17 protein-coding genes and 1 tRNA gene are annotated in these 18,743 nt (G+C 61.5%); 12 read left to right on the plus strand and 6 right to left on the minus strand.

Annotated features, from left to right (window positions below; genetic code table 11):
• Window positions 1-102 precede the first annotated feature (102 nt).
• The 5 genes from ACFC20_RS04750 to ACFC20_RS04770 all read right to left on the minus strand — a co-directional run bounded on the left by ACFC20_RS04750 (window position 103) and on the right by ACFC20_RS04770 (window position 4,437).
• Window positions 103-1,053, minus strand: a complete 951-nt coding sequence (locus tag ACFC20_RS04750; protein WP_091991677.1) for a ribose-phosphate diphosphokinase — start codon at window positions 1,051-1,053, stop codon at window positions 103-105.
• Window positions 1,054-1,105: 52 nt separating this feature from the next.
• A tRNA-Gln gene (locus tag ACFC20_RS04755) sits at window positions 1,106-1,180 on the minus strand.
• A 19-nt stretch (window positions 1,181-1,199) separates the two neighbouring features.
• The gene (gene ispE / locus ACFC20_RS04760; protein WP_375191997.1) at window positions 1,200-2,063 is read right to left on the minus strand and encodes a 4-(cytidine 5'-diphospho)-2-C-methyl-D-erythritol kinase; all 864 of its coding nucleotides are present in this window, start codon (window positions 2,061-2,063) and stop codon (window positions 1,200-1,202) included.
• Window positions 2,060-2,692 (minus strand): lipoprotein insertase outer membrane protein LolB, encoded by a 633-nt coding sequence (gene lolB / locus ACFC20_RS04765; RefSeq protein ID WP_375191998.1) that lies wholly within the window; start codon window positions 2,690-2,692, stop codon window positions 2,060-2,062. Before lolB ends, ispE begins: the two co-directional genes overlap by 4 nt.
• The gene (locus ACFC20_RS04770; protein ID WP_375191999.1) at window positions 2,689-4,437 is read right to left on the minus strand and encodes a tetratricopeptide repeat protein; all 1,749 of its coding nucleotides are present in this window, start codon (window positions 4,435-4,437) and stop codon (window positions 2,689-2,691) included. Before ACFC20_RS04770 ends, lolB begins: the two co-directional genes overlap by 4 nt.
• Before the next feature lie 244 nt (window positions 4,438-4,681).
• Between ACFC20_RS04770 and hemA the strand changes: the two genes are divergently transcribed.
• From hemA to ACFC20_RS04790, 4 genes are read left to right on the plus strand one after another with little or no spacing between them, the layout of a single operon-like run.
• Window positions 4,682-5,971: a glutamyl-tRNA reductase gene (hemA, locus tag ACFC20_RS04775; RefSeq protein ID WP_375192000.1), complete on the plus strand. Its 1,290-nt coding sequence runs from the start codon at window positions 4,682-4,684 to the stop codon at window positions 5,969-5,971.
• Window positions 5,968-7,056 (plus strand): peptide chain release factor 1, encoded by a 1,089-nt coding sequence (prfA, locus tag ACFC20_RS04780; RefSeq protein ID WP_375192001.1) that lies wholly within the window; start codon window positions 5,968-5,970, stop codon window positions 7,054-7,056. The genes hemA and prfA overlap by 4 nt, the downstream gene beginning before the upstream one ends.
• Complete coding sequence (gene prmC, locus ACFC20_RS04785; RefSeq protein WP_375192002.1) at window positions 7,046-7,900, plus strand: peptide chain release factor N(5)-glutamine methyltransferase; 855 nt, start codon at window positions 7,046-7,048, stop codon at window positions 7,898-7,900. The genes prfA and prmC overlap by 11 nt, the downstream gene beginning before the upstream one ends.
• A 29-nt stretch (window positions 7,901-7,929) precedes the next feature.
• Window positions 7,930-8,676 carry a ThiF family adenylyltransferase gene (locus tag ACFC20_RS04790; protein ID WP_375192003.1) on the plus strand — a complete coding sequence of 249 codons (747 nt, stop codon included), beginning with the start codon at window positions 7,930-7,932 and terminating at the stop codon, window positions 8,674-8,676.
• Window positions 8,677-8,909: 233 nt separating this feature from the next.
• Here the strand turns inward: ACFC20_RS04790 and phrB are convergent, their stop codons facing one another.
• Window positions 8,910-10,313, minus strand: a complete 1,404-nt coding sequence (phrB, locus tag ACFC20_RS04795) for a deoxyribodipyrimidine photo-lyase (RefSeq protein WP_375192004.1) — start codon at window positions 10,311-10,313, stop codon at window positions 8,910-8,912.
• 225 nt (window positions 10,314-10,538) lie between these two features.
• Here phrB and ACFC20_RS04800 point away from each other — a divergent pair, with 225 nt between their 5' ends.
• The 8 genes from ACFC20_RS04800 (at window position 10,539) to ACFC20_RS04835 (ending at window position 18,709) form a co-directional block, all read left to right on the plus strand.
• Window positions 10,539-11,348 carry a hypothetical protein gene (locus tag ACFC20_RS04800; RefSeq protein WP_375192005.1) on the plus strand — a complete coding sequence of 270 codons (810 nt, stop codon included), beginning with the start codon at window positions 10,539-10,541 and terminating at the stop codon, window positions 11,346-11,348.
• A 52-nt stretch (window positions 11,349-11,400) separates the two neighbouring features.
• Window positions 11,401-12,285, plus strand: a complete 885-nt coding sequence (locus ACFC20_RS04805; RefSeq protein WP_375192023.1) for a mechanosensitive ion channel family protein — start codon at window positions 11,401-11,403, stop codon at window positions 12,283-12,285.
• A complete protein-coding gene (locus ACFC20_RS04810) occupies window positions 12,266-12,775 on the plus strand; it encodes an ATP-dependent zinc protease (protein WP_375192006.1) in 510 nt (169 codons plus the stop codon). The genes ACFC20_RS04805 and ACFC20_RS04810 overlap by 20 nt, the downstream gene beginning before the upstream one ends.
• Window positions 12,772-13,680, plus strand: a complete 909-nt coding sequence (gene rimK, locus ACFC20_RS04815; protein WP_091991656.1) for a 30S ribosomal protein S6--L-glutamate ligase — start codon at window positions 12,772-12,774, stop codon at window positions 13,678-13,680. Before ACFC20_RS04810 ends, rimK begins: the two co-directional genes overlap by 4 nt.
• Window positions 13,681-13,683: 3 nt before the next feature.
• Window positions 13,684-14,748, plus strand: a complete 1,065-nt coding sequence (locus ACFC20_RS04820; RefSeq protein WP_375192007.1) for a succinylglutamate desuccinylase/aspartoacylase family protein — start codon at window positions 13,684-13,686, stop codon at window positions 14,746-14,748.
• 41 nt (window positions 14,749-14,789) lie between these two features.
• Entirely contained in the window at window positions 14,790-15,215 is a 426-nt protein-coding gene (locus tag ACFC20_RS04825) for a secondary thiamine-phosphate synthase enzyme YjbQ (RefSeq protein ID WP_375192008.1), read from the plus strand.
• A gap of 240 nt (window positions 15,216-15,455) precedes the next feature.
• Window positions 15,456-16,430 (plus strand): TAXI family TRAP transporter solute-binding subunit, encoded by a 975-nt coding sequence (locus tag ACFC20_RS04830; protein WP_375192009.1) that lies wholly within the window; start codon window positions 15,456-15,458, stop codon window positions 16,428-16,430.
• 89 nt (window positions 16,431-16,519) lie between these two features.
• Window positions 16,520-18,709 carry a TRAP transporter permease gene (locus ACFC20_RS04835; RefSeq protein WP_375192010.1) on the plus strand — a complete coding sequence of 730 codons (2,190 nt, stop codon included), beginning with the start codon at window positions 16,520-16,522 and terminating at the stop codon, window positions 18,707-18,709.
• Window positions 18,710-18,743: the final 34 nt, after the last annotated feature.

Below are 18,743 nucleotides of genomic sequence, written 5' to 3' on the forward strand. Positions count from 1 at the left end.
AAAAGCCGGATTTTTCCGGCTGACTAAAAGAGTCGGGAGCCTGTGTAGGCTCCCGACCCGGTAACTGCTTGTTATGCCTGAATAATAGGGCCGGCAGGCCGCTCAGGCATTCTCGAACATGGCGCTGATGGACTCTTCATTGCTGACGCGACGAATGGACTCCGCCAGCAGTCCGGCCATTCCGAGGACGCGGATTCTATCACAATTCTTCGCTTTGTCACCCAGTGGGATGGTGTCGCACACCACCAGTTCGTCCAGCTGTGAGGCATTGATGTTATCAATGGCCGGGCCGGAGAGGACCGGGTGGGTAATATAGGCAACAACCCGGGCGGCGCCGTGCTCTTTCAGGGCGTTGGCGGCCTTGCACAGAGTGCCGGCGGTATCGATGATGTCATCCACCAGGATACAGGTCTTGTCTTTCACATCGCCGATGATGTGCATGACCTGGGAAACGTTGGCCTTCGGGCGACGCTTGTCGATGATGGCGAGATCGGCGTCGTCGAGGCGTTTGGCCACGGCCCGGGCGCGAACCACGCCGCCCACGTCGGGGGAGACCACTACGAAATTTTCGAAACGCTGCTTGAAGATGTCTTCAAGCATCACCGGCGTGGCGTAGATGTTGTCCACCGGAATGTCGAAGAAACCCTGGATCTGGTCGGCGTGCAGATCAACGGTCAGAACCCGGTCAACGCCGATGCTGGAAATCATGTCTGCGACCACCTTGGCGCTGATGGCAACGCGGGTGGAACGTACCCGGCGGTCCTGGCGGGCATACCCGTAGTAGGGGATAACCGCGGTGACCCGTGTGGCGGAGGCACGACGAAGCGCGTCGGCCATCACGATCAGTTCCATCAGGTTGTCGTTGGTGGGGTAGCAGGTCGGCTGGATGATGAAGACATCATGGCCGCGGACATTCTCATTGATCTCGACGGTGGTTTCTCCGTCGCTGAAACGGCCTACAGTGGCCTGACCCATGGGAATGTGGAGTTTGCGGGCAATGGCCTGGGCGAGCTCAGGATTGGCGTTGCCTGCGAAGATCATCAGTTTGGACACGACGGCATCCTTCTCAGTATCGGCGTTTGATTCAGAAGAAGCGGGAGAAAGGTGGCTGGGGTGGCAGGATTCGAACCTGCGCATGACGGGATCAAAACCCGTTGCCTTACCACTTGGCGACACCCCAGTATCGTGCTTTTTTGGCATCATTCCAGCTCTGTTAGCTTTTTGTGCAGAGGTGAGATGTTCACCCCTTTAGCTACGAACCCCGTGACGCCGGAGGGTTTGCTTTCCCAGATAATCCGGGCTGCGGATTCTGTCGGGAAACGTCCAAAGATGCAAGCCCCGGTTCCGGTTAATCTTGCAGGTCCGAATTGTGAAAGCCAGTCCAGGCTCTGGTTAACCTCAGGATACAGTTTGCGAACTACATCCTCACAGTCGTTTCGGTACCTCGAGGCGTCTCCCTCAAAAGCGGGCGCTATTTTGATTCTAGGGGTGTTCCTTGTCAACCCTTGCTCGGAAAAAATCTTGCCAGTGTTGATGTTGCATGCAGGCTTGAGAACCACGAACCAGTCCTCCGGTGGATGGGCCTCCGTGAGCTTTTCGCCCACACCCTCTCCGAAGGCGGCATGGCCGCGCACGAACACCGGTACGTCCGCACCCAGGCTAAGGCCGAGGTCGGCCAGCTCGTCCAGATTGAGGCCCAGCTGCCACAGATGATTGAGGCCGAGAAGGGTGGTGGCCGCATTGGAGCTGCCACCGCCCAGGCCACCGCCCATGGGCAAGTGCTTGCGCACATGGATGGTGACTCCGGTCAGGGAAGCTGAGACTTGCCTCATCAAGGCATGCGCGGCGCGGATAACAAGATTGTCGGTGTCGGGAACGCCGGCAAGGGGTTCCGCCAGTCGCACCCCGGGCTGTTCCGGCGTCAGCGTAAAGCCAAGTTCATCACCGTAGTCGAGGAACTGGAACAGCGTCTGGAGCTCGTGATAGCCGTCCGGCCGGCGACCGACAATGTGCAGGAACAGGTTCAGCTTGGCCGGCGAGGGCAGGACCAGATCCGGCGTCACGGCGCCTGCTCCTGCCAGTCGCTGATCACCACCCGGACTCTTTTGTCGTCCTTGAGCGCGGTAATCCGGGCCGGCAGCTCAGGATAGTCTGCCAGGAAGGGCTGCCAGCGGTCGTAACGGATCTCCCAGCCGGCCTGGCGGATCATTGCCAGTCTGCCCTGTTCTTCGAACAGCAGCCGGTAGTCGCTGGCCGGGGAGGGCAGGCCGCGAATCCACCAGACGAGGTCGTCCAGGGGCAGTTGCCAGCCGGTGGCAGCGGCTACCAGCGCTTCGGGTTCGGACGAACGGTAGGTTTCGCCATTGGCAAGGGTGAGTTCAATGAATCCGGGGACGCCTCTGAGGGTGGTGCTGCCCATGCCGAGGAAGGAGGAGGACAGGGCCAGGTCGTAGGCCTCTCCGTCCTGGATCCAGTGGTTGATAATCGCCGTGCCGCTGTCCGAGGGCTGGCGCACCGCCAGTTTGCCGCTCAGTTCCCACTGGTCCAGTTGCGCCAGGCGGGCAGATCGGGCCGCCCACTCTGCCGGCGGCTGGTCGGTCATGCCTTCCGGCAGGGGTCCAACCTGGATGCTGGTGCAGGCGCCGAGCGTGGCAGCCAGTGCCGCGGCCGCCAGTGAGCGGATCAGACTCATTGCAGCTCGCTACCGTTGGTCAGGCGGTCAATGGTCTCCCGCAGGACCTCGTGGCTGCTGTCCTGTTCCAGGCCTTCCTGCCAGATAATCCGGGCCTGGTCCTCGGCCCCGCTCATCCAGAGGGCCTCCCCGTAATGGGCCGCCACTTCCGGATCCGGGTAGGCATCCCAGGCCCGGGCCAGGTAGTCCAGAGCAGCATCCAGTCGACCTTCCAGGAACAGGACCCAGCCCATGCTGTCCAGAATGGCCGGGTTGTCCGGATCCAGTTTGAGGGCCTGTTCGATATACCCCCGGGCTTCCCGGAGCCGGTCAGTGCGCGTGGTCAGGATGTAGCCGAGGGCGTTCAGGGCCACGGCGTTCTGCGGTTCCTGCTCAATGATGCGGTGCAGATCCGCCTCCGCTTCGGCGGTCTGGCCCAGTGTGTCGTAGAGCATGGCGCGGGCGTAACGGATCTCGATGTTGTCCGGATACTGCTCAAGGGCTTCGGTTGCAGTGGTCAGGGCTTCCTGCTGCTGTTTCTCATCCAATAGCAGGTTCACTTCCAGAAGCCAGAAGTTCTCGGCCTGCCGGGGGTTGGCCTCGCGCAACCGGTGAATCCGGTCGATGGCCTGTTCGAGCTGGCCGTTCTCGGCCAGCAAGGCGCTTGCACGGGCCAGTGCGGGGAAATAGTAGTTGCCTTCCTCCACGCTCTGGTAATACCCGATGGCCTGCTCGGTATTGCCTGCCTGGTCCTCAATGCGCCCCAGGTAATAGTTGGCCTCGCTCACGTGGTGGCCCTGTTCCAGCAGGCGGGTCAGTTCCTCACGGGCCAGTTGGGTTTGCCCGTTTTCGAGGGCCACCAGGGCGTGGGAAAGGCGCAGCCCCGGAGTGTCGGGATAACGTGTTACCAGCCGGGCGAATTCGTCCTGCGCTGCCTGCAGCTCGCCCTCGTTGATCAGCATGCGGCCGTACAGGGTGCCCATCTGGCGGTTGGCGGGAAACCGCCGGGTGTTGGTGAGCAGGTAATCGAGTGCCTTATTCTCCTGTCCGGTCTGGTAAAGCAGATCCCCCTTGAGGATGATGCCGGGCTGGAAGTTGCGGTTCTCCTCAAGCAGGGGTTCCAGTTGTTCCAGGGCTTTCCGGGGTTGGCCGGTCACCTTCAGCAAAAGGGCAATGCTGTATTCGAGTTCCGGCGTGTCGGGGTGACGGTCCGCCATCTCTTTATAGAGTGAGAGCAGTTCCTGCTGGTTCTCCTCTGGCAGGTTGCTGGCCATGGCTGCAAGGCTGTCGAAATCCGCATCGCCGCCCTGGTTCATGATCTGTTCCATGTGGTGCATGGCGGTCTGGAGGTCGCTGCCCTTGACGGCCTGGATGGCGGAAATGCGGTGGGCCTGCAGGTTGTCCGGATCCACCTCAAGCCACAGCTCCGCCAGTTGCTTCTGGGCGTTGTCCCCGTTCAGCGATTGGGCAATGCGCATGGCCCGTTCAATAACGCCCAGGTCCCGGGACTGTTTGGCGGCATTGAGATAGTTCACCAGGGTGATGTCGAAGCGGCCCCGCTGGGCCGCAATTTCGGCAGAGAGCAGCAGGTAGAGGGTTTCCGGCTCGAAGTCGGCGTATTCAATGGGTGCAGGCGACTTGGTCTGCTCAGCCTTGGCGCTCGCCGGCTCCGGGGCGGGTGGCTCATCGGTGCCGTTCAGGCTTGCACAACCCGCCAGGGTCAGGCCAAAAAGGGAGGTGAGGAACAAGGGTACGGATTTATGCATGCAACTTCCCATGATCTGTCGAAAAACGCGTCAGAATAGCCGCCCCACCTGTGGAACCGGGATAGATAAGGTTCGGGCTCAGGCCGAGCCCCTATAATGGCATAAGCGTCTGATCTTGCCCAACCTGTCCGCACTTGCCGAAGCGTCCGAGCTTTCAGGTGGCAGCAAGGCCTTCTGATCGTTAAAATGGCAGGCATTGTGAAGGTTTTGACATCTTTCCGGTAAAAGGTCGTACATCCCGCCCATGGCACTTTTAACGCTCGGCATCAATCATCGCACCGCCCCCGTAGAGCTTCGGGAGCGGGTGGCGTTCACGCCTGAGCGTATGGCCGAGGCGTTTGCCGAGCTGCGCGCGACCTCCGGCGCCAGCGAGGCCGCCATCCTGTCCACCTGCAACCGCACCGAGCTCTACCTGGCGGGCGATGATGACTGTGCGCCCATGGTGCTGCGGTGGCTGGCAGGCTTCCACGGCCTTGAGACGGCCGAGCTTGAAGAAGCGCTCTACATGCATCGGGATGGAGATGCCGTGAGGCACATGATGCGTGTGGCGGCCGGGCTGGATTCCATGGTGCTGGGTGAGCCCCAGATTCTGGGGCAACTCAAAGACGCCTATGCCCTGGCGCGGGAACACGGGGCCAGTGGCTCCTTCCTGTCACGTCTGTTTGAGCATACGTTTTCGGTGGCCAAGCGGGTGCGGACCCAGACGGCCATCGGCGAGAATCCGGTATCAGTCGCCTACGCGGCGGTGAGCATGGCGCACCACATTTTTGCCGACATGTCCCGCAACAAGGCGCTGCTGATCGGTGCCGGCAAAACCATCGAGCTGGTGGCTCGCCATCTGGCCGATGCCGGCGTCCGCGATTTTCTGGTGGCCAACCGTACCCTTGAGCGCGCGCAGGCGCTGGCGGAATCACGCGGTGGCAAAGGCATTGTGCTGTCCGAAATCCCGGAGCACCTGCCGGATGTGGATATCATCATCTCCTCCACCGCCAGTCCTCTGCCCATTCTGGGCAAGGGCGCCGTTGAACGTGCCTTGAAGCGGCGCAAGCACCGGCCCTATTTCATGGTGGATATTGCAGTACCCCGGGATATCGAGCCGGAGGTGGGTTCGCTTGCCGATGTGTACCTGTACACCGTTGACGACCTGCGCCAGGTGATTGAAGAGAACATCCGTTCCCGTGAGGGCGCGGCCCGGGAAGCGGAAAACCTGGTGGCTGCGGGGGTTCAGGATTTCCTCAATCAGCTCCGGGCCCTGGATGCTGTTTCCACCCTCAAGCAGTTCCGGCAGCGTGCGGAACTGCTGCGCGACAACGAAATCGATAAAGCCCTGAGAGCCCTGCGCAACGGCGGTGACCCCGAAACCGTGCTGCGCAGTCTGGCGCGGGGCCTGACCAACAAGCTTCTGCACGAACCCTCGGTTCAGGTTCGCAAGGCCACAACCGAAGGTCGAACCGAGGTGACAGAGTGGCTGCGTGAATTGCACCAGCTGGATGCACTGGACGCGGACGCGACGACCACTCCGGAAAAACTATGAAGCCATCGATCCAATCCCGCCTCGAGCAACTGACAGACCGCTTCGAGGAAGTCAGCGCTTTGCTCAGCGATTCTTCCATCATTGCCCAGCAGGACAAGTTCCGGGAGCTTTCCAGGGAATTTGCCGAGATTGAGCCCATCGTGCAGTGCTTCGAGGCCTGGCGCAGCTCGCTCAGCGACATCGAGGCGGCCCGGGAACTGGCCAAGGACGGCGACGCCGACATGCGCGAGATGGCCGAGGAAGAGCTGACTCTGGCCCGGCAGAAGAGTGAGGAACTGGACGAGGAACTCCAGCGCCTGATGCTGCCGAAGGACCCGAATGACGGCAAGAACGTGTTCCTGGAGATCCGCGCCGGAACCGGCGGCGACGAGGCCGCGATTTTTGCCGGCGACCTGTTCCGGATGTACTGCCGCTATGCCGAGCGCCGGCGCTGGCAGGTGGAAGTGCTTAGCGAGAGCGAGGGTGAGCACGGGGGCTATAAGGAGATTATCGCCCGGGTGGCCGGCGACGGCGTTTACGGCACTCTCAAGTTCGAGTCTGGCGCCCACCGCGTGCAGCGGGTGCCTGAAACCGAATCCCAGGGCCGGATTCACACCTCTGCCTGCACCGTGGCGGTGATGCCGGAAGCGGATGAGGCCGAGGCCATCGAGATCAACAAGGCCGACCTGCGAGTGGACACGTTTCGGGCCTCCGGGGCCGGCGGTCAGCACGTTAACAAAACCGATTCCGCCATTCGCATCACCCATCTGCCCACGGGCCTTGTGGTCGAGTGCCAGGAAGAGCGCTCCCAGCACAAGAACCGGGCCAAGGCCCTGAGTTTGCTGGCGTCGCGGCTGCAGAACGCCGAGACCGAGCGCCAGCAGAAATCCATGGCCGAGACCCGTAAGAGTCTGGTTGGCAGTGGCGACCGTTCCGAGCGGATTCGCACCTATAATTTCCCCCAGGGCCGGGTGACCGATCACCGCATCAATCTCACGCTCTACAAGCTGGATGAGGTGATTGCCGGGGATCTGGATGCGGTGGTGGTGCCTCTGCAGCAGGAGCATCAAGCCGAGTTGCTGGCCTCGCTTGCCGATGACCAGTGACCCCTCACTGACTTGCGAAACCCTCCTGCAGGCTGCCTCTGTACGGATTGGTGGCGATTCGCCGAGGCTGGATGCCGAGCTCCTGCTCAGCCATGTCACCGGCTTGAACCGGACCCGCTTCCGGGCCTGGCCGGAGCAGTCAATTCCGGCGGACCAGGCGGAGGCGTTCGAGGCCCTGGTTCGGGAGCGGGAGGCCGGTCGCCCGGTTGCGCACCTGTTGGGGCACCAGGAATTCTGGTCGCTGCCCCTGAAAGTCTCGGCCTCGACGCTGATTCCCCGACCCGACACGGAAAGCCTGGTGGAAGCCGCCCTCGCACTGCCGTTGCCCGGGGATGCTCGGGTTTTGGACCTGGGCACCGGAACCGGTGCCATTGCCCTGGCCCTGGCCAGTGAACGCCCGGGTTGGCAGATTTTCGCCAGTGATGCCGTCGCCGGGGCGGTGGACCTGGCCCGGGAGAACGCTCGGGATTTGGGGTTGTCTGTCACCGTGGTTGAAAGCGCCTGGTATGCCGGGCTGCAGCCGCAGCGATTTGATCTGATTGTCTCCAACCCCCCCTATATACCGGAGCACGATGAACATCTGGTCCTTGGCGATGTGCGCTTCGAGCCTGCCTCTGCCCTGGTCTCGGGCCCCGATGGCCTGGATGACCTGAAATTGATCGTGGAGCAGGCGCCGGACTGGCTGGTTGAAGGCGGCTGGCTGTTGGTGGAGCATGGCTATGATCAGGCAGAATCCGTGGCGGCCCTGTTTCGGGAGCGAGGCTTTTCCAGTATCCGTGGAAGACAGGATTATGGTGGTCGGGACCGGCTGACCCTCGGCCAGTGGTTGGCGTCAGCGGATTGAAATGGCCCAGGCCGGGTAGGGAGATGTGAATGCTTAATGACGAAGAATTATTGCGCTACAGTCGGCAGATCCTGATGCCCAGGTTCGATATTGCCGGCCAGGAAACCCTGAAGTCTGCCCGGGTACTGGTGCTTGGTGCCGGCGGCCTGGGTTGCCCGGTGGCGCTCTACCTGGGTGCCGCTGGCGTGGGTAACCTCACGCTGGTGGACGACGACACGGTGGAGCTGGCCAACCTGCAGCGCCAGATCGGTTTTGACCAGGGCCATTTGGGCGAATCCAAGGCGCAAAGCCTGGCCGAGCGGGTGCTCCGGACCAATCCGCTGGTGTCGGTGACTGCCGTGAATGAGCGCCTGGAGGGCGACGCTCTGGCCCGTCGGGTGGAGGAGGCGAGTCTGGTGGTGGATTGCACCGACAACTTCAACACGCGGTTTGCCCTGAATCGCGCCTGCGTGGCGGCAAAGGTGCCGCTGGTGTCCGGCGCCGCCATTCGCGGGGAAGGCCAGCTCTCGGTTTACGACAGCCGGCGCGAGGACAGTCCCTGTTACCACTGCCTGTATCCTGAGCAGGGCAATGAGGATCTGACCTGTTCGGAGGCTGGGGTGATTGCGCCTCTGGTGGGGATGATTGGCGCGGCCCAGGCGATGGAGGCCATCAAGGTGATTTCGGGGGTGGGCGAGCCATTGGTCGGGCGTCTGTTGATTCTGGATGCCTGGCAGATGCAGTGGCGAGAGATGAAGCTGGCTCGGGATCCTGATTGCCCTGTTTGTTCTGTTTAAATTGGGTGGCGGCGGAGTTGGCGATGGTCTGCCCAAAACACGCCGTGAATACGTCCTTGTAGGCTCCGCTCCGCCCTCTGTCGCTAATGCTCCTGCGTCGCGCCAGAGGTCCTGGGCAAGCCTTCCCTGGCTTGCCCGTGAAGTGCTGCGCACTCCACCCATGGCTCCGCAGGGTTTTGGGCAGACCATCGCCAACCCCGCTTCCGGGTATAGAGTCAGCCCTCCAGAGAGTTTCAGTTCTTCAACGCCTGAAACTTCGCGATCGCTTCTTTCCTGCTTTCTTTAAGATCCACGATCTGTCTTGGATACCCTTTCGGAATCACACCGCCTTTGGCGCCCGGGTCGTGGATGCGTTTGCTGTCGAGCTTTGCGATTTCCGGTACCCATTGCCGGATGAAGTCGCCGTTAGGGTCGAAGCGTTCGCTCTGGGTCACCGGGTTGAACACCCGGAAGTAGGGGGCGGCGTCGGTGCCGGTGGAGGCGCTCCATTGCCAGCCGCCGTTGTTGGAGGCCAGGAAGCCGTCGATCAGGTTGGACATGAACCAGGCTTCGCCCAGGCGCCAGTCGATGAACAGGTTCTTGGTCAGGTACATGGCGGTGATCATGCGCAGGCGGTTGTGCATCCAGCCGGTTTCCCGGAGTTGGCGCATGGCGGCGTCGACGATGGGTACGCCGGTGTTGCCGGTTTTCCAGGCTTCCAGGTGCTCGCCGGGGGTGTTCCAGCGCAGGTCTTCGGTTTCGGGTTTGAAGGCGCGGTGCATGCTCACCCTCGGGTAGTGGTAAAGAATGTGCACGTAGAAGTCGCGCCAGGCGATTTCGTTGATCCAGGTGCTCAGGCCCTGCTGGTTGCCGCCCGCACCCTGGGCCTGTCTGGCGGCGATCAGGCACTGGCGCCCGGAAAGCACGCCGTTGGCCAGGTAAGGGGAGAGCTGGCTGGTGCCATCAACAGCCGGAAAGTCTCGCTGATCCTTGTAGGCGCCGGCCCGGTGCTCGAGGAATTGTTCCAGCTGGTTGTGGGCGGCGTCTTCGCCGGTGGCTACCAGGGGCTCCGGGGCATTGCGGAAGGCCTCGGGTACGGCGTCAATGCGCTCCGGTTTCAGGCGATCGCCCCGGGAAGCCGGGGCTGGAAACAGGCCTGGCTGGGTCTCGTCGATCCAGCTGCGCCAGCGTCTGGAGAAGGGCGTGAATACGGAGTAGGGCTCGTTCTGCTGGGTCAGTATCTCGCCCACGGGGGCCACGGTCTGGTCCCGGTATTTGCGCACGCCGATGTCCAGGTCGTCGAGCCGGGCTTTTATGGTTTTGTCCCGTTTCCGCTCGTTAACGCCGTATTCCTCGTTGAAGTGCAGGGTACGGATGCCCTCGTGCGCACAGTGGTCTGCCAGGGCATCGATGCTGTCGCTGAAACGCCGGGCGTGGATAAAGGAGAGCGGGATGCCCAGTTCCGCCAGCCGTTCGGCCAGGGCGTTGGCATGCGCAATCACGAACTGCACCCGGGCCGGTGACCAGTCGTGTTCCTGCCACTGCTCCGGGGTGAGGATAAAACAGGCCCTGACTGTGTCTTCACTATCGCAGGCGGCCGTGAGTGCCGGGTTGTCGGCAATGCGCAGATCGTTTCGGAACCAGACCAGTTGTGTCATCCGTCATCCATTGCTGTTGAAGTGGTTGGTGTAGGGGTAAATACAGCCCGGTGCTTCAATAAAATCACTGACTTGGATATTCGCCCGGGCTGGTGGATTGGATTATAGTTAAGGCACTTTACGGGTAAGAACACGCCAGGCCGGTCAAGAATAGGTCAGTGCAGAATACCCGAGTGCAGAACATCATCAGTCAGCCGGTCAATTTCCAGGAGTCTGGTTCGGAACATGGAGAACACAACCGAGGGCCGTCGAGACGGCGTGTGGGCCCAGCCGTATTCGCTGGCTTCCGGGCAGACCCAGTACCACCAGTTGGGTCACATCCGATTGTGGGTCACGATGCTGGATCTCGAGTGGCAGATCAGGTCTGAGACTCTCGAGCTCGACACCGAGCCGGTCGGTTGGACCGAAACCATTGGCCATACCCTGCCGTCGGCATCGGTTCCGCTGCAGCGATTCATCCGGGAAAACCCGTCTTCGACGGTCACCTTCGTACCTGCCCTGGCCAAGCTGCCCACAGTCATCCGGCCGTTCCAGCCGCTCACCATTCCGGCGGGCGGCCGCTGCACCATCTATGTGGGCACGCTGGTCTGGATGAAGGTCTGTGTCGGGGAGCGTCAGGCGGTACTGACGGAAATTCCCCTGGCAACGCCGTCACTCACCTGGGTGGGGCGTAACACCATGGAGGGCGAGCTGTGTTACGCATCGGCCAGTGTTGCCCGGCTGGTGTTGGAGGCTGTGCCCAAGCGCCCCTGGCGGGCAGTGACACCGGTCACCCTGATCAACAGCCGGGACGAGCCGCTGCTGCTGGAGCGGTTCAGTCTGCCAACGCCGTTGTTGTCGCTGCACCTCAATGAGCGGGGCCAGCTGTGGACGCCGGGTGTGACGGTGGAGGTGGAAACGGAGCTGAATTCCGCCAGCCTGCACGTGGAGCAGAGCCTGCTTGCGGCCGCCGGCCCCTGCAGGCACGTGGCGGATGCCCGTGAAAAAGTAGCCCGTGGCCGTCTGGTTCGGGCGTTTGACCGAATGTTCGGCTGATCCGGATCTTGATGGAGCTGTTATCGTGCTAGAGACAATCGAGGCAGGCGTGATGAGGGTGTTTACCGACATCGCCTGGGGTCAGTGGATCAGTTCGGCATTCCTGATGGTTCTCGGTATTTTCCTGGCGTCCCTGGCTGCCCGCAGTGTCACCCGGTTCATGGCCGAGCGCTCCACCCGCCACCATACGGTGATGGTTCGGCGGCTGGTGTTCTATCTCATCATCATCCTGTTTTTCGTTGCGGCCTTGCGCGAGGCCGGTTTTTCCCTGGATGTGGTACTGGGCGCTGCCGGTATTCTCACCGTGGCCATTGGCTTTGCCTCCCAGACCTCGGCCTCGAACATGATCAGCGGCCTGTTCCTGCTGGTGGAAAAACCGTTCGAGATCGGTGACTTTATTGAGGTGGAAGCCACCATGGGTGAGGTGGTGGGCATCGATATGCTCAGCGTGAAACTGCGAACCTCCGATAACCTTTACGTGCGCATTCCCAACGAGACGCTGATCAAGACCCGTGTGGTGAACCGGTCCCGGTTTCCCATCCGCCGGCTCGACCTGACCGTGGGAATTGCCTACGCTGAAGATGTGGAACGAGTTGAAGCGCTACTGCTGGGGTTGGCGGAAAAGGACCCCAACTGCCTGGAAGAGCCCAAGCCTTTTACCCTGGTGACCGCCTTCGGCCCTTCGTCCGTGGATCTCCAGTTTTCCTTCTGGGTGCCCAAAGACCGAGTGCTTGAGGGGCGTAGCGGGATGATGGTCGCCATCAAGAAAACCCTGGACCAGGAGGGAATCGAGATTCCGTTCCCCCACACCAGTGTTTATGCCGGCAGTCATTCCGAGCCCTTCCGCATTCAGTTGATGGGTGCGGACGGAGCGCCGGCACCAGTGCCTGAAACAGGAAACGATAAGGATCGCCCGGATGTCGACAAAAACCACTGACACAGCCGCCCCGCCGTTGAAGACGATCAGGCCAAAACCTGCCGAGAACAAGGTTGACCTGGGGTGGCGTGAATGGGTGGCTCTGCCGGACCTGGACATCGGCCGGATCAAGGCCAAGATCGACACCGGGGCGCGCACCTCGTGTCTGCATACCTTTCGGGTGGAACCCTACACGGAGAATGGCGAACGCCGCGTCCGGTTCTGGGTGCATCCGGTCCAGAACGACCTGCATCAGGTGGTGGAATGCGATGCCCGGGTCCTGGACGAACGCAACGTTTCCGATTCCGGCGGGCACAAGGAAATGCGCCTGGTGATTGAAACCACGCTGGTGATCGGTGGCCAGAGCTGGCCCATTGAAATGACATTGACCAACCGCGATTCCATGCGGTTCCGGATGCTGCTCGGTCGAACCGCCATGGCGGGTCGCGCGGTGGTCTATCCTGAAGCTTCCTATCTTGCCGGTGAACCGGCCCTAAGGACTGATAAATGAAAATTGCGGTACTGTCGCGAAACCGCCATCTGTACTCCACCCGTCGTCTGGTGGAAGAAGGCATCAATCGTGGCCACGAAGTGAAGGTGATCGACTGCCTTCACTGCTCCATGAACATCACCTCTGCCAATCCCCAGATCCACTACCACGAGGAGGTCCTGGAGGACTTCGACGTGGTGATCCCCCGGATCGGCGCCTCGGTTACCTTCTACGGTACCGCGGTATTGCGCCAGTTCGAGATGATGGGGGTGTTCCCGGTGAACGAATCGGTTGCCATCAGCCGCTCCCGGGACAAACTGCGCTCGCTCCAGCTGCTGGCGCGCAAGGGTGTGGGCATGCCGATCACCGGCTTTGCCAACAAGCCGGATAACGTACCGGAGCTGCTGAAGATGGTCGGCGGCGCCCCGGTGGTGATCAAGTTGCTGCAGGGCACCCAGGGCATTGGCGTGGTGCTGGCGGAAACCCGCAAGGCCGCGGAGAGTGTGATTGAAGCGTTCATGGGCCTGAAGGCAGACATTCTGGTGCAGGAATTCATCAAGGAAGCAGGCGGTGCCGATATCCGCTGCTTCGTGATTGGTGACAAGGTGATTGCCGCCATGAAGCGCCAGGGGGCCGAGGGCGAATTCCGCTCCAACCTGCATCGGGGTGGCACGGCTTCGCTGGTACGCATTACTCCGGAAGAGCGCCGAACTGCCATCAAGGCCGCCAAGGCCATGGGCCTGAACGTGGCCGGCGTTGACCTGCTGCGTTCAAGTCGAGGACCGCTGGTGATGGAGGTGAACTCTTCGCCGGGCCTGGAAGGCATCGAGAACGCCACCGGCAAGAACGTGGCGGGCATGATCATCAACTGGACCGAGAAAAACCAGAAGCCCTGGAAAACCGGGACCAAAGGGGGGAGAGGCTGAGCCATGGCCCGATCGCCCTTCGAGATTGCCGGCAGCCAGATCAAGGCGGGCACCCGCCAGACCGTGGAAGTACCGGTGGCCAAGCTGTACACCCACACCCCCCTGCATATTCCGGTGGAGGTGGTTCATGGGCGCCGGGACGGGCCGGTGCTGATGGTGTGCGGTGCCATCCACGGCGACGAGATCAACGGCGTGGAAATTGTTCGCCGGGTGCTGACCAATTCAGCCCTGAGGCACCTGCGCGGCACCCTGGTGGCGGTGCCCATCGTCAACATTTTCGGCTTTGTGCAGCGCACGCGGTATCTGCCGGACCGCCGCGACCTGAACCGCTGTTTCCCGGGCAGTGAAACCGGCTCGCTGGGTGGGCGAATTGCCTACCTGCTGAGAAGTCAGATCATGGAGAAGGTCACCCACATCATCGACCTGCATACCGGCGCGGTGCATCGGTTCAACCTGCCGCAGATCCGGGCCGAGCTGAAGAACCCGGAGACCGTGCGTATGGCCGAGGCCTTCGGGGCGCCCATCATCATCAACTCTGGTCTGCGCGAAGGCAGTTTGCGCGCCTACGCGGACTCCCAGGACATTCCGGTGATCACCTTCGAGGGCGGTGAGGCGCTGCGGTTCGATGACGTGGTGATCAGCAGTGGCGTGAAAGGCGTTATCCGGGTGATGCGGGAACTGGCCATGGTGCCCCCGAAAAAAGGCCCCAAGGCCCCGAGGAAGCGCTCGGAAACCGCCGCCAACTCCCAGTGGGCGAGGGCAGACATCGATGGCATCATGCGCCCGGTCGCCCGCCTCGGCCAGAAGGTGCGCAAGGGCCAGCGCCTGGCCATGGTGGCCGACCCGTTTGGTGAGTCGGAAACCGCCGTGGTATCACCCTGTTCGGGCATTGTCATCTGCGTGAACAACCTGCCCCTGGTGAACGAGGGCGAGGCCATTTACCACGTGGCCCGCTTTGACGAGCTTAGCGAGGCCGAGAAGGCCATGGAGTATTTCCGCAGCAGTTACGAGGGAGACATGGGCGATGCGGTAGTGCCCGTGCACCCATGGGACGACCGGCAGAAATAGCAGGCACTAGCGCTGGCAGCTGCGCACCGAGGAGGGCCATCATGATCTGGGATCAGACATTCATCGAGCTGGCACCCATGCCCCGGGGCTTCCATCTGGTGACCAACGACGTTGTCGCACAGGCGCCGGAGCTGACCCATTGCGAGGTCGGCCTGTTGCATCTGTTTATCCAGCATACTTCCGCCTCCCTGGCGGTAAACGAGAACGCCGATCCGGATGTCCGGGGCGACCTGGAACGTCACTTCAACGTGATGGTGCCCGAGAACGCCCCGCACTACGAGCACGTGGCCGAGGGCCCCGACGACATGCCGGCACACATCAAGAGCATCCTGATCGGACCGTCCCTGACCCTCCCGGTACATCATGGCCGCCTGGCCCTCGGCACCTGGCAGGGGATCTATCTCTGCGAGCACCGGGACCGGGCCGGCAGCCGACGGATCGTGGCGACCTTGCAGGGGCGTTGGTAAGACAGCATCGTTTCGCCCGGAGCCCTCACACATCGAGGTGTTTCGGTTCCCACCCATCACTTGCGAGGGATGGGTGGAAAACCACCCATTGTCGGGTTCTGTATGGAGTCCAATAGTTTTAACCGGCTGGTTTAAAAGAATTTTCGGGATTTGGTCTGGTCCTTGCTGTACCCGGAGAATCGAAGCCTTTCCGCTTCGTTGAGCACCCAACTAACAAAACGATATCAGGGAGCATCCTCTATGAAGATCAAAGCCGTTCTGGCAGCCGCTGTTGCCACTACCATCATCGCCGGCCCCGTAGCCGCCCAGGACAAGTCCGACTGGCCCCAGAGCTTCACCATCGGTACTGCAAGTCAGGGCGGAACCTACTTTGCCTACGGTTCTGGCTGGGCCAACTACATGGCCGAGACCCTGGGTATTTCCGGTGGCGCCGAGATCACTGGCGGCCCGATGCAGAACATGGCGCTGGTGCACACCGGTGACCTCAACTTTGGCCTGACCACCATGGGCCCGGCCCGTGAATCACTGGAAGGCAACAGCCCGCTGGCTCCGGGCATGGCCATGGACAACGTCTGTGCCATGTTCCCCATGTACCAGACTCCGTTCTCGGTAACCACGCTGTCCAGCTCCGGCATCACGTCCATCGCCGACATCCCCGATGGTGCCAAGATTGGTTTCGGCCCGGCCGGTTCCACCTCTGACACCTATTTCCCGAAGATGATGGAAACCCTGGGTGTGAACTTCGAGCGTCGTAATGGCAGCTGGGCCGACCTGGGTACCCAGCTTCAGGATGGCCTGATTGACGTGGTGGCCTTTGCCGCCGGGATTCCCATTCCCGCCGTAAGCCAGCTGGAAGTGCAGACCGACGTGAACATCATCGGTATGACCGAGGAAGAGCTGAAGAAGATCACCGATGCCTTCCCTGTGGCCGAATTCACGATCCCGGCCAGCACTTATCAGTCGCTGGATGAGCCCTCCACCGTAGTGTCCATGTGGAACTTCGCGATCGCCAACTGCGACGTCTCTGAAAGCCTGGTCTATGAGATGGTGAAGACCACCATGGAAAACAACGACAAGATGGTGTCTATCCACAAGGCGGCGCGTACCAGCGTTCCTGAGAACTACACCAAGAACAATGTTCTGCCCTGGCATCCGGGTGCAGCGCGTTGGTTCAATGAAAACGGCTACGAGATTCCGGCAGACCGGATCAAGTAACACCCGTAGCTTCTGAGGGGGCTGCTTCGGCAGCCTCCTGATTTTCTAGCCCAGATTCCATTTCGTTGCCCCGCAAGCAGGCTTGAACCATGTCCACTGAACGCGAACTCCAACATTCGCCCCGGGTAACCGAGGACGAAGACCACATTCTGGCCCACAACGTCGATGAGGAGCCGGTCGAGGCCAATCGACGGTTGTTCGATGGCTGGCTACTGAAACTGGTGACGGTTCTGACGATCGCCTATTCGTCGTTCCATCTGTACACCCTGAACATCACCCCGCTGGAAACCTGGTCCTTCCGGATTGTTCACGTGGCTGGCGCACTGCTGCTTGGCTTCATGCTCTATGCGGGCACACGGTTTGCCACCGCTGAAGAGGGCGGTGCCCGCCACCGCTGGACCACCTGGATGGCGGCCGTGGCGCTGTTGCCTGCGTTCTATTCCCTGTACCAGGCGTTCGCTTTCTACCAGACCCTCAACAACGGGGCCATGCGCATTGCGCCGGAGCTTGAGACCTGGCACTACGGCTGGCCGCTGCTTGCCGCCACCTCCCTCGGCATCATTCTGAGCTGGTTCCACCAGCGGGAACGCTCACGTTTCAGTGTGCCGGACCTCGTGCTGATGGTCTGCTCCCTGTCTGTCGCCGCTTATCTGCTGGTGGTTTACAACACCAACATCCGCATGTCGACGGGCACCCCGTTCTCACCCGTGGGCATCTCCTTTGCCGCGGTCGCTGGCAGCGCCCTGATACTGGAAATGACCCGCCGCGTGGCTGGCATGGCGCTCGTGATCATCGGCCTGGTGTTCGTGGCCTATGTGTTTCTCGGACCTTACCTGCCGGGCTTCCTTGGCTACCCGGGCCTGTCGGTCAAACGTTTCTTCAGTCAGGTATACACCGACGCCGGTATCCTTGGACCCACCACCGCGGTGTCGTCCACCTACATCATCCTGTTCATCATCTTTGCCGCCTTCCTGCAGGCGTCCAAGGTGGGTGACTACTTCGTGAACTTTGCCTTCGCGGCCGCCGGCCGGTCCCGTGGCGGTCCCGCCAAGGTGGCCATCTTTGCCTCCGGTCTTATGGGCATGATCAACGGCACCAGTGCCGGCAACGTGGTATCCACTGGCTCGCTGACTATCCCGCTGATGAAGAAAGTGGGTTACAAGAAGACCTCCGCCGGCGCCGTGGAAGCCGCCGCGTCAACGGGCGGTCAGATCATGCCCCCGATCATGGGTGCCGGTGCCTTCATCATGGCCGAGATTACCGGCATCCCCTACACCGAAATCGCCATCGCGGCGGTGATTCCGGCGATCCTGTATTTCGCGTCGGTTTACTTCATGGTGGATTTCGAAGCCGCCAAGACTGGCATGCGAGGCATGCGTGAGGACGAACTGCCCAAGCTGCGGCGTCTGATCAAGCAGATCTATCTGTTCATCCCGATCATTATCCTGATTGTGGCGTTGTTCCAGGGTTACTCCGTTATCCGGGCCGGCACCCTGGCGACCGTGTCAGCCGCCGTTGTGAGCTGGCTGTCGCCCAACAAGATGGGCATTCGCGCCATCCTCCGGGCGCTGGACCTGGCGTCGATCATGGCCATCCAGATCATCGTGGTGTGTGCAGCCGCGGGTATCATCGTCGGGGTTATCTCCCTGACCGGTGTTGGTGCGCGGTTCTCGGTGCTGCTGCTGGATGTTGCTGAAGCCAGTCAGTTGCTGGCGCTGATTTTCGCGATGTTCATTTCCATCCTGCTGGGTATGGGCATGCCCACCACGGCCGCCTATGCGGTGGCTGCGTCGGTGGTTGCGCCCGGTCTGGTGCAGCTGGGCATTGAGCCGCTGACGGCGCACTTCTTCGTGTTCTACTTTGCTGTCGTGTCTGCCATCACACCACCGGTTGCGCTTGCCTCCTACGCTGCGGCGGGTATTTCCGGAGCCAACGCCATGGCTACCTCGGTGGCCTCGTTCCGGATCGGTATTGCCGCGTTCATCGTACCGTTCATGTTCTTCTACAACAGCGCGCTGTTGATGGACGCAGGCTGGTTCGAGATTGCACGGGCGCTGGTGACCGCCACCTTCGGTGTATACCTGTTGTCGGGCGGCGTACTGGGCTGGTTCGGGCAGGTATCTGCCTCCTGGACGAGCCGAATTATGCTCATCGCCGCAGCTCTGCTGATGATCGAAGGCGGTCTGTGGACCGACCTCACCGGCGTTGGCCTGGCACTGGTGGTGTTTGTTATCCAGAAGCAACGCAGGGCCCGTCTGGCGACTGCCAACCCGGCGTGACCGGGAGCGGTCTCCGATGAACAGAGCAGCCGGG

This window comes from Marinobacter sp. (genome assembly GCF_041984545.1).
Lineage (GTDB): Bacteria > Pseudomonadota > Gammaproteobacteria > Pseudomonadales > Oleiphilaceae > Marinobacter.

What these genes read in the sequence shown, in the direction of transcription:
- ACFC20_RS04830 (WP_375192009.1), top strand. Translation starts at nt 15,456, where the DNA reads ATGAAGATCAAAGCCGTTCTGGCAGCCGCTGTTGCCACTACCATCATC.
- ACFC20_RS04825 (WP_375192008.1), top strand. Translation starts at nt 14,790, where the DNA reads ATGATCTGGGATCAGACATTCATCGAGCTGGCACCCATGCCCCGGGGC.
- ACFC20_RS04800 (WP_375192005.1), top strand. Translation starts at nt 10,539, where the DNA reads ATGGAGAACACAACCGAGGGCCGTCGAGACGGCGTGTGGGCCCAGCCG.
- hemA (WP_375192000.1), top strand. Translation starts at nt 4,682, where the DNA reads ATGGCACTTTTAACGCTCGGCATCAATCATCGCACCGCCCCCGTAGAG.
- rimK (WP_091991656.1), top strand. Translation starts at nt 12,772, where the DNA reads ATGAAAATTGCGGTACTGTCGCGAAACCGCCATCTGTACTCCACCCGT.
- ACFC20_RS04810 (WP_375192006.1), top strand. Translation starts at nt 12,266, where the DNA reads ATGTCGACAAAAACCACTGACACAGCCGCCCCGCCGTTGAAGACGATC.
- ACFC20_RS04770 (WP_375191999.1), bottom strand. Translation starts at nt 4,437, where the DNA reads ATGCATAAATCCGTACCCTTGTTCCTCACCTCCCTTTTTGGCCTGACC.
- ACFC20_RS04790 (WP_375192003.1), top strand. Translation starts at nt 7,930, where the DNA reads ATGCTTAATGACGAAGAATTATTGCGCTACAGTCGGCAGATCCTGATG.
- prmC (WP_375192002.1), top strand. Translation starts at nt 7,046, where the DNA reads ATGACCAGTGACCCCTCACTGACTTGCGAAACCCTCCTGCAGGCTGCC.
- ACFC20_RS04820 (WP_375192007.1), top strand. Translation starts at nt 13,684, where the DNA reads ATGGCCCGATCGCCCTTCGAGATTGCCGGCAGCCAGATCAAGGCGGGC.
- phrB (WP_375192004.1), bottom strand. Translation starts at nt 10,313, where the DNA reads ATGACACAACTGGTCTGGTTCCGAAACGATCTGCGCATTGCCGACAAC.
- ACFC20_RS04805 (WP_375192023.1), top strand. Translation starts at nt 11,401, where the DNA reads ATGAGGGTGTTTACCGACATCGCCTGGGGTCAGTGGATCAGTTCGGCA.
- ACFC20_RS04835 (WP_375192010.1), top strand. Translation starts at nt 16,520, where the DNA reads ATGTCCACTGAACGCGAACTCCAACATTCGCCCCGGGTAACCGAGGAC.
- prfA (WP_375192001.1), top strand. Translation starts at nt 5,968, where the DNA reads ATGAAGCCATCGATCCAATCCCGCCTCGAGCAACTGACAGACCGCTTC.
- lolB (WP_375191998.1), bottom strand. Translation starts at nt 2,692, where the DNA reads ATGAGTCTGATCCGCTCACTGGCGGCCGCGGCACTGGCTGCCACGCTC.